We start from the raw sequence: 14,078 nt of genomic DNA on the forward strand, positions 1-14,078 counted from the left end.
AGCTGCATCATTTGGGATACAGCGGCGGCAACCCGGCATCACCTGCCGGGTCCTGAATATGTTCGGCGGCGGGCAGCTTGCGCACCGCGCGCCAGAGGTCCTCGCCCAGCCACAGCTTGCCGGTTTCGCTGTACAACGCACCGTTGAGACCGTCCAGAGCATCGGACAGCGGCACGAAACGCGCGGCCATTTCGGCCAGGGTTTCCGGCTGCTGACGTGCCCAGGCGTCGAGCGCCTGACGGGTGCCCTGCGGGTCGTTGGCCAGGCAGGCGCGCTTGAGGTCATCGAGTACGGTACGCGGGCTGGGCCCGGTCTGCACGGCCCGGGCGATTGCCGGCTGTCCACGGGCGCGCCACCACAGGCCGAAACCGAGCAATGTTGTGCAGACCAGCAGCAAGGTGCTCATCTGCCACGGCCAGACTGGCGGGCCGATTACGGTCACGCCGTTTGTGTCGTTGTTCACCGGCGTGTCCACCGCCAGACCTGGGTTGACGCTGATCAGCAGGGTGCGCGCGGGCAGGCTGCTGTGCTCCAGATGATCTTCGCGGGTATTCCACCAGGTCACTTCAACCGCAGGCAGGTCGATTGCGCCGGCGCGGGCGGGCACTAGGGCCTCGCGTTCTTCGCGCGTGCCGATCAGGCCGCGTTCGCTGGGCAGGTTGCGCAGTTGTGGCTGATCCGGGTAACGCCGCAGGCCGGGTACTTCTGTGGGCGGCAAGGGGGGCAGCTGCGCGCCGGCCAGCCCTTCGGCCTTGAGCGTCAGGGTGCGGGTCAGCGAATCGCCGACCTGCGTAGTGCCGGGCTCCGGGCTCCAGTTTTCTTCCAGATTGATACTGCGTGCCGGCAGCCAGGCGACATCGGCCGGGTAGTCGGCAGGCTTGGGCTTGACGGTCAACGGCACTTCGGCGGACTTGACCCGCACCGACCGGCCCGGCTGCGGGCCGAACGGATTGGCGTCCTGGGCTTGCGAACCCTCGGCAGGCGTCTGCACCAGCGTTGCACTGAACACTTGCGCCGGTATCTTCAGCACGCCGCTCTGCTGCGGGTAGATCGCGTAGCGTGTCTCGATCACCCCGTGGCGCACGCCGTTGATCAGCTTTTCGTAGGTGCGCGAATCACCCAGTTTTTCGACCCGCGCGTCCGGCACTTGCAGCGGGCTCAGGCTACTGTCGTCGAACAGTGACACCGAGTGGTAAACGCGCAGGGTCAGCACGGCCTGAGCCTGAACATACACGCTGTCCTGATCCAGGCTCGCTTCGATGAAGATCGATGCCAGATGGTTGCTTTGTTCCTGGGGCTCGCTCTGCAGGACCTGCAGGGTCAGCGGCTGGCTTTTCAGCTCGCCCAGTTGCAGCGACGGAATCAACACGCTTCCGGTCTCGCGGGGCAGCAGGGTCACGATCCAGCGCGTGGTGGCCTGGCTGCTGCCATCCAGGGTTTTCAGGCTGTTGAGCTGACGCGTATCACGCACCTCGAAACTGCTTTCCAGCGCGCTCATGTCCGGCTTGCCGAACTGCGTCACATCGTCGGTTTCCAGCGTCAGCTCGACGGTCTCCCCGGCGTTGAGGCGCGTGCGGTCAACGCTGGCGGTCAGTTGCGCAGCCTGCAGCGACAAGGTGATCAGGCTCAGCAGCAGGCCGATCAATAAGGTGTACACGCGACTCATCGGTTCTTTTCCTGATGTTGCTGTTCGTAGCGAAATTTGCGCCGCAACAGTTCGCCCGGGTCATCCGGAATCTGCCTCAACCACTGCTCCAGTTCCTGACGTCGCTCACCGGTCATGGGGCTGTCGGCGGACTGCAGCGCAGGTCGGGTAGTCTGTTCGTCGTCGGTCGACTCGCCCGAGGCGGCCTTGCCGCTGTTGTCCGGCGGCAGGCTTTCGCTGGTGCCGGGTTGATCCGATCGGGACGGGTTCTGCTCGGCAGGCGATGCGCTGCTATTGGGGTCTTGCGACGCCTGCTGACCTTCTTCGCCCTGATCGGCCTTGTTCTGTTCGTCTTGGGCAGGCTTCTGCTCATTGGCCTGATCCAGCAGGCTTTGCACCAGCGCCCGATTGGTTTGCGCCGCAGGGAAATCGGGCTGTCGGTCCAGGGCCTGCTCGTAGGCATCCAGTGCCGCTGCCAGCTCGCCGCTGCGGGCCAGGGCATTGCCACGATTGTAGTGGTCGGCGGCGCTGTTGCCTTCGGCAAACTGCCGGGCGGCGCTGGCGTAGTCTTGCGCCTGGTACAACGCCACGCCTTTCCAGCGCGAGTCTTCGAAGCGCTGCGCTGCCTCGGCTGGCCGATGCTGTTCCAGCAGCCGCTGGCCCTGTTGATCGGGACGCAGCCACAGGTCCTGAAACTCGAACGCCTGGCTGTTCTGCGGAAACATGAACATCAGCGGCAGGCAGAACAGCCAGCCGCGCCGACCGGCCAGTGCCGCGATCAGCAAAAGCGGCAGCAGCAACCAGTGGCCCTGGTCAGCCCAGGTGTCGAGTTGCACGACCTGGCCGTCGCGGCTCATGTGTCGAGGGCTGGCCAGCAGACCGAGGCTGCGCAAGTCTTCTTCATCGCCGCGTGCCTGACGATAGCTGCCGCCGACCTGATCGGCGAAGTCGTTGAGGCTGGTACTGTCCAGACGCGGCACCAGAATCGCACCCTGATCATCCTTGAGCAGGCTGCCGTTTTCCTGCGTGACCGGCGCGCCTTCGGCCGTGCCGACCCCGAGAATCAACAGCGGCGGCGATTTTCCGCGCAATGCGGCGCGGATGCCCTGACGTTCCTGTTCGCTCAGCGACGAGGTGATCAACAGTATCCGCCCCTGACCCAATGCGCCCTGTTTGAGCAGGTGCAGCGCTTTCTGCACAGCCAGATCGGCGCGCTGGCCGGTCACCGGCATGATCGACGGTCTGATGGCTTCCAGCAGGTTGTGGCTGGTGACCAGATCATCGGACAGCGGCACCAGCGTGTGTGCGCTGCCTGCATAGACAACGATGGCGGTCTGCGCATCGCTGCGTTTTTGCAACAGGTCCAGCAGCTTGCGTCTAGCCTGTTCCAGGCGGGTAGGGGGCGTATCGGTGGCGAGCATCTGCGGGGTGAGTTCGAGAATGACCACCAGCGGATCGACCGGCTTCTGGCTGATCTGTTCGACGCGCTGCCAACTGGGGCCCAGCAAGGCGAAAAGGGCCAGCAACCAGGCGAGCCCCAGCGCGACCCATGGCAGTTTGCTGTTGCTGCCGCGCCCACCGTTGAGCAACACCTCATGAAAGTGAGTGGGCAGCAGCATTTGCCAGCGTCCGGCGCGTTTCTGCCGGTGCCAGAGTCGCCAGATAAGCAGCGCCAGCAAGGGCGTGATCAGCAGCCATTCCGGGCGAAACCAGTGCGGCCAGAGCCCGCTGATCATCGCGACCTCCACAGGCTTTTGCAGCGCTCTCGCCAGTTAATAGAACGCACCGCCGTCAGGAGGCGTTGTACTGCGTTGTTCGGCCACAACTCACGCAGCACCAGCAGCACACTCAATAGCAGCGCTGTCGCCAGTGGCCATTGATAAAGTGCTTGCGCCGGGCGCGCCTGGGTGGGCTGCTGTGCGACCGGCTCTAGGGCATCGAGGGTGGCGCGGATTTTTTCCAGCTGGTCGCCATCGCGCGCGCGGAAATACTGGCCACCGCTGAGGCTGGCGATTTCCTTGAGCGTCGGTTCGTCCAGATCAAGGCTGGGGTTGAGGCCCAGCACGCTTTGCAGCGCGTCCTTGTCCGGGTCCGAGCCGATGCCGATGGGGTAGATTTTTACGCCTTCTTCGGCAGCCAGCCGTGCGGCGGTGATCGGATCGATCTGACCGGCGTTGTTGGCGCCATCGGTGACCAGCACCAGCGCACGACTGGTGGCCGGACGCATACGCAGACGTTTCAGGGCCAGGCCGATGGCATCGCCCAGTGCGGTGTTCTTGCCGGCAATGCCTATCCTCGCCTCGTCGAGCCAGACCCGCACAGTGCGGCGGTCATAGGTCAGTGGCGCCTGGACAAACGCCTGGGTGCCGAACAGGATCAGGCCGACCCTGTCGCCCTTGCGGCCTTCGAGAAAGTCACCGAGCAGTTGTTGCACCAGCACCAGCCGGCTGACCTCATCGCTTTTCCATTGCATGTCCGGGTAGTCCATAGAGCCGGACACGTCGACCGCCACCAGCAGGTCGCGGCCACTGGCAGCTACCGGCAGTGGCTCGCCCAGCCATTGCGGTCGCGCTGTGGCGATCAGCAGCAACAGCCAGATCAACAGAAACGGCGCACGCTGTCTCCACACCGGTAGGTTGGCTTTGGCGCGGCGACCGCTCAGGCCTTCGAGTTCACTGAGAAAGCTGACCTTGAGCGCCGGCTCGCCACTGTCGGCCATGGGCAGCAGGGCGCGCATCAGCCATGGCAATGGCAGCAGGGCGAAGACCCACGGCCAGGCGAACTCAAACATGTTTGCGGATCCAGGTATCGACCGCCTGAGTCAGGCCGGTGATGGCCTTGTCGTCCAGTTTGCACTCGGGCTTGTACGCGCCTTCGACCAGAATCATCCAGCGCGTCAGGCCGGCAGCCGGGCAGCGGTTGTCGAGGAACGCCAGCCATTTGCGGCCGTTGAGGGTATGGCTCTGGCTGTGCGGGTAATGGTTACGGCACAGGCGTTTGAGCAGGCCGTTGATCTGCTGCAGCCAGGCACCGGCCGGCGCGCCGTCGTAGGGTTTCGGCAGGCTGGCCAGTTCCGCCAGCGCGGCGAGGCGAACCGGGTCCAGCGGCTGTTCGCTGCGCACTTTGCGGGCCTTGACCGGCAACAGTTTACGCAAGCGCCACAGGCCCCAGCCTGCCACGGGGATTAGCAACAGCAGCAGCCACCAGCCCGGCGCAAGCGGCCAGAAGCCGACGGCGTCGGGCGCAATCAGCGGCTCCAGCTGATCGAGGGGATTCATTTGCGCTTCACCGGACGACGCGCATTGAGGTATTCGCGCAGTTGTTCGACGAGCTCCGCCTGGGTGCTCAATGGCATGAGCAATACCCGCAGCTTCTGCGCCAGCAACTCCCAACGCGCCGTGCGCTCCTCGCCCTGTTGCCGGTAGGCGCGGCGCAGTTCGGGGTTGAGGGTGTCGATCTCCAGTTGCGCTCCGCGTTCGGCAAAACGCAGCAAACCGGCAGCGGGCAGAGCCCGGTCCAGCGGGTCGGACAGCGGCAGCAACAGCAGGTCGCTGTGGCGAGACAGCAGGCTCAGTTGTTGTTCTGCGGCATCGGACAGGGCGCGCTCGTCGCACAGGACGATGACCAGACTGCCGGGGCGCAGCACTTCCCGCGCGCGACGCAGCGCAGTACCGAACGCATCGCGGTCTGGCGGAATCTCGGTATGCAGCGACTGATTGACCCGTACCAGCCGGTTGAGCAACTGCAGCAGGCTTTGTTTGCTGCGTCGCGGCTTGATCTCGTAGTGTTCGTTATCGCCGAACACCAACCCGCCGACCCGGTCGTTGTGTTCCAGCGCCGCCCAGCCGATCAGCGCGGCCGCCTGAGCCGCGAGTACCGACTTGAACATCAGGCCGGAGCCGAAGAACAGCCGTCGGCTCTGTTCCACCAGAATGAAAATGGGCCGCTCGCGTTCCTCATGGAACAGTTTGGTGTGCGGCTCCTGCGTGCGTGCCGTCACGCGCCAGTCGATGCTGCGCACGTCGTCACCGGCCTGATAGACCCTTACCTGATCGAAGTCCACGCCACGTCCGCGCAGCTTGGAGTGGTGCAGGCCGATCAGCGGGCTGCGCTGGCTTGGGGTGGAAAACAGCTGCACTTCCCGCACCCGATGACGCATCTCGATCAGCTCGCTGAGGCTGACGCGGATGCCCGGCTGGGGGATCAGGTAGGGTTGCATGGGGTCAGGCGACGGCCACGACGTCGAGGATGCGCTGAATCACGCGATCCTGATCGATACCGGCAGCTTCGGCCTCGAACGACAGAATGACCCGGTGGCGCAAGACATCGAACAGCACTGCCTGAATGTCTTCGGGGCTGACGAAGTCGCGTCCGGCCAGCCAGGCATGCGCACGGGCGCAGCGGTCCAGCGAGATGGAGCCCCGCGGGCTGGCACCGTAGGCAATCCATTCGGCCAGTTCCGGGTCGAACTTGGCCGGGGTACGGGTGGCCATGACCAGTTGCACCAGGTATTCCTCGACCGCATCGGCCATGTACAGGCCAAGGATTTCCTTGCGTGCGGCAAAAATCGCCTGCTGGCTGACGCGGCGCTCCGGCTTGGTTTCGCCATTCAGGGCTTCGCCACGCGCCTGTTGAAGGATCTTGCGTTCGACGGCGGCATCCGGGAAGCCGATCTTGACGTGCATCAGAAAACGGTCGAGCTGGGCTTCTGGCAGCGGGTAGGTGCCTTCCTGCTCGATAGGGTTCTGGGTCGCCATGACCAGAAACAGCGGCGACAGGTCGTAGGTGCTGCGCCCGACACTGACCTGGCGCTCGGCCATGGCTTCGAGCAACGCCGACTGGACCTTGGCCGGCGCACGGTTGATTTCGTCGGCCAGCACCAGATTGTGGAAGATCGGCCCTTGCTGGAACACGAAGCTGCCGGTTTCCGGGCGATAGATTTCCGTACCGGTGATGTCGGCAGGCAGCAGGTCGGGGGTGAACTGAATGCGGTGGAACTGGGCTTCGATACCTTCTGCCAGCTCCTTGATGGCCTTGGTCTTGGCCAGGCCGGGAGCGCCTTCGACCAGCATGTGGCCATCGGCAAGCAGGGCGATGAGCAGACGTTCGATCAGCTTTTCCTGGCCAAGGATCTGCGTTGAAAGAAAAGTTCGCAGCGCAATCAGCGCTTCACGATGTTCCATCGGTGACGGTTCCTGGCAGGGCGAACAGCTGTGTCTGACGACTGCTGAGCTGGGGGCGATACTTTAATCCATCCAGGCAGGTATCGACTAACGACTCCCGCGTTTTTTATTGCATTTAGAGAAGTGCCTGTCATTTATGCAGGTATTGTCCTACGTGATCTATGGGGGGGCATGTAGGAAGGTTGGCTCTGGCTCCCGGAGCCAAGGCGTCAGAGTCGATAGAAGCTCGCCGCGTTCTCCCACAGCGCCTGACGAGCGCCGCTTTCGCCCAGTGCGTCGATCAACAGCTCGATATCGTCGGGCCGGAAGGGGCGGGGGGCGCGGGTCGACGGCAGGTCGGTGCCGAACATCAGGGCATTCGGGTTGGCGGCGTGGATATCCCTGAGGGCCTCGCGCACCGGAAAGTCCACTCGCCCGAAACCACAGGCCTTGATCCGTACACCGCGCTCGGCAAGGCGCAGGACCACGGGCAGCCCTTCGGCACTCAGCCCCAGGTGATCGATGCTGATGGCCGGGAGTTTGCGCAGGCGTGTTTCGATGGGTGCCAGTTCCCGCGAGTCGATGTACAGCTCTGAGTGCCAGCCTGCGCGTTCATGGACACGCACGGCCAGTGCCTCCAGCTGGTCGAGCTGCTCCGAGCCGCCGCGCTTGAGGTTGAAGCGCAACGCACGCACGCCTGCCGCGTTCAGGGTGTCCAGCTCTGCATCGGTGACGCTGGCGGGCAATTGCGTGACACCGACGAAGCCAGGCCCCAACAGGCGCAGCGCCTGAAGCAGATAGCCTTGATCAAAGCCCTGAAAGGAGCCGGACACCACCGCACCGCCGTGAACGCCCAGCGGCTGGACCGTCGCAAGGTAGTCAGCGACACCGAACGGCTCCGGCAGATAGCCGTTATTGGCGATCAGCGGGAAATGCGGGTCGATGATGTGGCAGTGGGCGTCGAAAATGCGGTTCATGACGGACTCCTGTTCGGCGAAGTGCTCACTCTAGTGCTTTTTTGATCATCAGCTGATTGTGCTGGTGTACTCACCGACGTTTTCGAGAATGATCTGTAACGTCTGGTGAACGTCCTGCAACTCGCCTGCATCGGTGGCGTGGAGAATTTCATACTGATGGTGGCCATCGAGCTGCCTGGCGTCCTGCGTGTCGATTTCCACCAACAGGCGCTCGGCACTGAAGCTGACCTTCAGGCTGGACACGTTCAGTGACTTGTCGTCGCTGACGGTGATTTCCACTTCGTTCTCGTCCGGGAAACGGGTCAGGGAAAACAGCATGCCGTTTTCTGCGTGGCAGCAGAGCAGCGCCATGTCGTCGTATTCGTCGTCGCACGGGTTGGCGATGAGGCTGGCGGTCTTAATTTGCATGGGTGGCTCCGGGTCTGTCCAGGTAAGGCGTGAGTGAATTTTGCCAGTCCCGGGCAAATAATGTCGGGCGATATTGGCACCATCGTACGCAGTGTATCGCGACCTGATGACCGAATATGTCGCAGCCTCGTAAGCAGTGTGCGCTCAGCTCTCGTTAAGCTGCATGACGGACAAGTGGTGTACGGTGTCGGGTGCGCGTAGCGTTTTTTCACCGCGCTATACAAATGTGACTACCCTGACACAGCGCGCGTTACTACTTTAGCTTTACACTCGATCAGGTGATGCCCACGCGATTGACTGCAAGGGCACCCTGGTTTCAACACCTTCTTCAAGCCTCCCCAATAAAAGCCAAAGCGGAGTACCACAGATGGCGTTCTTCACCGCAGCCAGCAAGGCCGACTTCCAGCATCAACTGCAAGCGGCACTGGCTCAGCACATCAGCGAACAGGCACTGCCACAAGTGGCGCTGTTCGCCGAGCAATTCTTCGGCATCATTTCTCTCGACGAACTCACCCAGCGGCGGCTTTCCGACCTGGCAGGCTGCACCTTGTCCGCGTGGCGCCTGCTGGAGCGTTTCGAACATGCTCACCCGCAGGTCCGGGTCTACAACCCCGATTACGAGCGCCACGGCTGGCAATCGACTCATACTGCCGTTGAAGTGCTGCATCATGATCTTCCGTTTCTGGTCGACTCCGTACGTACCGAGCTGAACCGCCGCGGCTATAGCATCCACACCCTGCAGACCACCGTGCTGAGCGTGCGTCGCGGGGCTGCTGGCGAATTGCTTGAGCTGCTGCCCAAGGGCACCACTGGCGACGACGTGCTGCAGGAATCGCTGATGTACCTGGAGATCGACCGCTGCGCCAACGTCAGCGAGTTGAACGTGCTGGCGCGCGAGCTGGAGCAGGTACTTGGCGAAGTACGCGCCGTCGTCGAAGATTTCGGGCCGATGAAAGCGCGTCTGCATGAGTTGCTGGCCAGTATCGATGCCAACGAGTCCAACACCGATGTCGAGGAAAAGGCCGAGATCAAGGTCTTCCTGCAATGGCTGGTGGACAACCACTTCACCTTCCTCGGTTACGAAGAGTTCGAAGTGCGCAACGACGCCGAAGGCGGCCAGTTGGTCTACGACGAGTCGTCCTTCCTCGGGCTGACCCGCCTGCTGCGCCCCGGCCTGACCCGCGAAGAACTGCACATCGAAGATTACGCGGTGAAATACCTGCAGGAACCGGTGTTGCTGTCGTTTGCCAAGGCGGCGCATCCAAGCCGCGTGCACCGTCCGGCGTACCCGGATTACGTTTCGATCCGGCAGATCGACGCGTCGGGCAAGGTCATCAAGGAATGTCGTTTCATGGGCCTGTACACCTCGTCGGTGTATGGCGAGAGCGTGCGGCAGATTCCGTACATCCGTCGCAAGGTCGCCGAGGTCGAGCGTCGCTCCGGTTTCGACGCCAAGGCGCACCTGGGCAAGGAACTGGCGCAGGTGGTCGAAGTACTGCCGCGTGACGACCTTTTCCAGACGCCGGTGGACGAATTGTTCACCACGGTCATGTCCATCGTGCAGATTCAGGAGCGCAACAAGATTCGCGTGTTCCTGCGCAAGGACCCGTACGGCCGTTTCTGCTACTGCCTGGCTTATGTGCCGCGCGACGTGTATTCCACCGAAGTACGCCAGAAGATCCAGCAGGTCCTGATGGACCGCCTCAAGGCCAGCGATTGCGAGTTCTGGACGTTCTTCTCTGAATCGGTGCTGGCGCGTGTGCAGTTGATTCTGCGCGTAGACCCGAAGATCAACCTGGACATCGACGTCGCTCAACTGGAAAACGAAGTTATTCAGGCGTGCCGTTCGTGGAAGGACGACTACGCCAGTCTGGTGGTCGAAAGCTTCGGTGAAGCCCACGGCACCAACGTGCTGGCCGACTTCCCGAAAGGCTTCCCGGCGGGCTACCGCGAGCGCTTTGCGGCGCATTCAGCAGTCGTCGACATGCAGCACGTACTGAGCCTCAGCGAAGCCAATCCGCTGGTGATGAGCTTCTACCAGCCGCTGGCCGGTGGCCGCCAGCAATTGCATTGCAAGCTGTATCACGCCGACACACCGCTGGCGTTGTCCGACGTGTTGCCGATTCTGGAAAACCTTGGCCTGCGCGTGCTGGGCGAGTTCCCGTACCGCCTGCACCATGCCAACGGTCGCGAGTTCTGGATTCACGATTTCGCCTTCACCTACGGCGAAGGACTGAACCTCGATATCCAGCAGCTCAATGACACCCTTCAGGATGCGTTCGTGCACATCGTGCGCGGCGATGCCGAAAACGATGCGTTCAACCGTCTGGTGCTCACCGCCGGCCTGCCGTGGCGCGATGTGGCGCTGCTGCGTGCCTATGCGCGTTATCTGAAGCAGATTCGTCTGGGCTTTGACCTGGGTTACATCGCCACCACGCTGAACAACCACACCGACATCGCCCGCGAGCTGACGCGTCTGTTCAAGACCCGCTTCTATCTGGCGCGCAAGCTGGGTTCCGACGATCTCGACGACAAGCAGCTGCGTCTGGAACAGGCGATTCTGACTGCGCTGGACGACGTGCAGGTGCTCAACGAAGACCGCATCCTGCGTCGTTATCTGGACCTGATCAAAGCCACGCTGCGGACCAACTTCTATCAGGCCGATGCCAACGGGCAGAGCAAGAGCTATTTCAGCTTCAAGTTCAACCCGCGCCTGATTCCCGAACTGCCCAAGCCGGTGCCCAAGTTTGAAATCTTCGTTTATTCGCCGCGTGTCGAAGGCGTGCATCTGCGCTTCGGCAACGTGGCGCGTGGCGGCCTGCGCTGGTCGGACCGCGAGGAAGACTTCCGTACCGAAGTGCTGGGCCTGGTAAAAGCCCAGCAGGTTAAGAACTCGGTCATTGTGCCGGTAGGTGCCAAGGGCGGCTTCGTGCCGCGTCGCCTGCCGACCACCGGCAACCGCGACGAAGTGCAGGCCGAGGCAATCGCTTGCTACCGCATCTTCATCTCCGGGCTGCTGGACATCACCGACAACCTTAAGGAAGGCGCGCTGGTGCCGCCGGTCAACGTCGTGCGTCATGACGATGATGACCCTTATCTGGTGGTGGCCGCCGACAAGGGCACGGCAACGTTCTCCGACATCGCCAACGGCATTGCCATCGACTACGGCTTCTGGCTGGGCGACGCCTTCGCTTCCGGTGGTTCTGCCGGTTACGATCACAAGAAGATGGGCATCACCGCCAAGGGCGCATGGGTTGGCGTGCAGCGTCACTTCCGTGAACGCGACATCAATGTGCAGCAGGACAGCATCAGCGTGATCGGTATCGGCGACATGGCCGGTGACGTGTTCGGCAACGGCCTGCTGATGTCTGACAAGCTGCAACTGGTCGCAGCGTTCAATCACCTGCACATCTTCATCGATCCGAATCCGGACCCGGCCACCAGCTTTGCAGAGCGTCAGCGCCTGTTCAATCTGCCGCGCTCGTCCTGGACCGACTACGACACCAGCATCATGTCCGCTGGCGGCGGGATCTTCCCGCGCAGCCTGAAAAGTATCGCCATCACCGAACAGATGAAGGCGCGCTTCGACATCAAGGCTGACAAGCTGACCCCGACCGAACTGCTGCATGCGCTGCTCAAGGCACCGGTCGATCTGTTGTGGAACGGCGGTATCGGCACCTACGTGAAGTCCAGCGATGAGTCGCACGCTGATGTCGGCGACAAGGCCAACGATGCGCTGCGCGTCGACGGCAACGAGCTGCGTTGCAAGGTGGTGGGCGAGGGCGGCAACCTGGGCATGACCCAGCTGGGCCGTGTCGAGTTCGGCCTCAATGGCGGCGCGACCAACACCGACTTCATCGACAACGCGGGCGGTGTGGACTGCTCCGACCACGAAGTGAACATCAAGATCCTGCTCAACGAAGTGGTGCAGGCCGGTGACATGACCGAGAAGCAGCGCAATCAGCTGCTCGAAAGCATGACCGACGAAGTCGGCCACCTGGTGCTGGGCAACAACTACAAGCAGACCCAGGCGTTGTCGCTGGCAGCCCGTCGCGCTTACGAGCGGATTGCCGAATACAAGCGCCTGATGAGTGACCTGGAGGCGCGTGGCAAGCTTGATCGTGCCATCGAGTTCCTGCCTGCTGAAGAGCAGATTGCCGAGCGGATTGCGGCCAAGCAGGGCTTGAGTCGTGCCGAGCTGTCGGTGTTGATCTCGTACAGCAAGATCGACCTCAAGGAAGCGTTGCTGGAATCCCGTGTGCCGGATGACGACTATCTGGCGCGTGATATGGAAACCGCGTTCCCGCCTTCGCTGGGCGCCAAGTTTTCCACGGCCATGCGCGGCCATCGCCTGAAGCGCGAGATCGTCAGCACGCAGATCGCCAACGATCTGGTCAACCACATGGGCATCACCTTCGTGCAGCGGCTCAAAGAGTCGACCGGCATGAGCGCTGCTGCGGTGGCCGGTGCCTACGTGATCGTGCGTGACATCTTCCATCTGCCGCACTGGTTCCGTCAGATCGAGGCACTGGACTACAAGGTTTCGGCCGAAGTCCAGCTGGCGCTGATGGACGAGTTGATGCGTCTGGGGCGTCGTGCAACGCGCTGGTTCCTGCGTAGCCGTCGCAATGAGCTGGACGCCGGTCGTGACGTGGCACACTTTGGTCCGCACCTCGCTGCACTGGGCCTCAAGCTTGACGAGCTGCTGGAAGGTCCGACCCGCGAGATCTGGCAAACGCGTTATCAGGCGTATGTCGAAGCCGGTGTGCCGGAACTGCTGGCGCGCATGGTCGCCGGTACGACGCATCTGTACACACTGTTGCCGATCATCGAAGCCTCCGACGTGACCGGGCAGAATGCTGCCGACGTCGCCAAGGCATACTTCGCCGTCGGCAGTGCGCTGGACATTACCTGGTACCTGCAGCAGATCAGCAGTCTGCCGGTGGAAAACAACTGGCAGGCGCTGGCGCGTGAAGCGTTCCGTGATGATGTCGACTGGCAACAGCGGGCGATCACCGTGTCGGTTCTGCAAATGGCCGACGGTCCTTCGGAAATCGATGCGCGTCTGGCCCTGTGGCTGGAGCAGCACACGCTGATGGTCGAGCGCTGGCGTGCCATGCTGGTCGAGCTGCGTGCGGCAAGCGGCACGGATTACGCGATGTACGCCGTTGCCAACCGCGAACTGCTGGACCTGGCCATGAGTGGGCAGGGCATTACCGTGTAACCAGGCTGTAAAGCTGTACCCATAAAAAACCCGCATCGAAAGATGCGGGTTTTTTTATGTGTGACTGATAGGTTCGATCAGCCGCTTACTGCGCCGCCGACAGGTGCTCGTAAAGAATCGTCGCCCCCACCACGATCAACACGATACCGCCAATGATTTCAGCGCGTTTGCCGACCATGGTGCCCAGCACCCGGCCCAGCATCACGCCGATGGTGACCATGACCGTGGTCGCCAGGCCTATGGCCAGGGCGGCAACCACGATATTGACGTCGACAAACGCCAGGCCTACGCCGACTGCCAGTGCATCGATACTGGTGGCGAATGCGGTAACGGCGAGAATCCAGAAAGAATGCTGCCCCGGCTTTTCCTGCTCTTCGTCATCGTCGTGCTTGATGCCGTTGTAGATCATGTGCAGGCCGAGCACCAGCAACAGGGTGAAGGCGATCCAGTGGTCCCAGCTCTCGGCGAAGCGCGCAGCCACCTGGCCAATGCCCCAGCCGATGACCGGCGTGATGGTTTCGATGGCGCCGAATATAAGGCCCGTGCGCAACGCTTCGAGAAAGCGCGGTTTATGCAGGCTTGCTCCTTTGCCAAGGGCCGCAGCAAAGGCGTCCGTGGACATGGCAAGCGCGAGAAAGAGGAGGGAAATCGGGTTCACGGTT

10 protein-coding genes are annotated in these 14,078 nt (G+C 62.4%); 1 reads left to right on the forward strand and 9 read right to left on the reverse strand.

Features of this window, described 5'->3' with window-relative positions:
• Positions 1–7: 7 nt before the first annotated feature.
• The 8 genes from V476_RS19715 to V476_RS19750 form a co-directional block, all read right to left on the reverse strand.
• Positions 8–1,666, reverse strand: coding sequence for a BatD family protein (locus V476_RS19715; protein WP_024959159.1), 1,659 nt, complete (start codon positions 1,664–1,666; stop codon positions 8–10).
• Positions 1,663–3,381, reverse strand: a complete 1,719-nt coding sequence (locus V476_RS19720; RefSeq protein WP_024959160.1) for a VWA domain-containing protein — start codon at positions 3,379–3,381, stop codon at positions 1,663–1,665. Before V476_RS19720 ends, V476_RS19715 begins: the two co-directional genes overlap by 4 nt.
• Complete coding sequence (locus V476_RS19725) at positions 3,378–4,436, reverse strand: vWA domain-containing protein (RefSeq protein ID WP_003390707.1); 1,059 nt, start codon at positions 4,434–4,436, stop codon at positions 3,378–3,380. The genes V476_RS19720 and V476_RS19725 overlap by 4 nt, the downstream gene beginning before the upstream one ends.
• Positions 4,429–4,923, reverse strand: coding sequence for a DUF4381 domain-containing protein (locus tag V476_RS19730; RefSeq protein ID WP_003390705.1), 495 nt, complete (start codon positions 4,921–4,923; stop codon positions 4,429–4,431). Before V476_RS19730 ends, V476_RS19725 begins: the two co-directional genes overlap by 8 nt.
• A complete protein-coding gene (locus V476_RS19735; RefSeq protein ID WP_003318876.1) occupies positions 4,920–5,864 on the reverse strand; it encodes a DUF58 domain-containing protein in 945 nt (314 codons plus the stop codon). Before V476_RS19735 ends, V476_RS19730 begins: the two co-directional genes overlap by 4 nt.
• Before the next feature lie 4 nt (positions 5,865–5,868).
• Complete coding sequence (locus tag V476_RS19740; RefSeq protein WP_003342804.1) at positions 5,869–6,828, reverse strand: AAA family ATPase; 960 nt, start codon at positions 6,826–6,828, stop codon at positions 5,869–5,871.
• A gap of 209 nt (positions 6,829–7,037) precedes the next feature.
• Positions 7,038–7,784, reverse strand: a complete 747-nt coding sequence (locus V476_RS19745; RefSeq protein WP_003318879.1) for an amidohydrolase family protein — start codon at positions 7,782–7,784, stop codon at positions 7,038–7,040.
• Positions 7,785–7,832: 48 nt separating this feature from the next.
• Positions 7,833–8,192: a hypothetical protein gene (locus V476_RS19750; protein ID WP_024959161.1), complete on the reverse strand. Its 360-nt coding sequence runs from the start codon at positions 8,190–8,192 to the stop codon at positions 7,833–7,835.
• 367 nt (positions 8,193–8,559) lie between these two features.
• Here V476_RS19750 and V476_RS19755 point away from each other — a divergent pair, with 367 nt between their 5' ends.
• A complete protein-coding gene (locus V476_RS19755) occupies positions 8,560–13,416 on the forward strand; it encodes an NAD-glutamate dehydrogenase (RefSeq protein ID WP_024959162.1) in 4,857 nt (1,618 codons plus the stop codon).
• Between the two features lie 85 nt (positions 13,417–13,501).
• Here V476_RS19755 and mntP read toward each other — a convergent pair whose 3' ends face one another.
• A complete protein-coding gene (mntP, locus tag V476_RS19760; RefSeq protein WP_003318883.1) occupies positions 13,502–14,074 on the reverse strand; it encodes a manganese efflux pump MntP in 573 nt (190 codons plus the stop codon).
• Positions 14,075–14,078 lie beyond the last annotated feature (4 nt).

Source organism: Pseudomonas syringae KCTC 12500 (assembly GCF_000507185.2).
GTDB lineage: Bacteria > Pseudomonadota > Gammaproteobacteria > Pseudomonadales > Pseudomonadaceae > Aquipseudomonas > Aquipseudomonas syringae.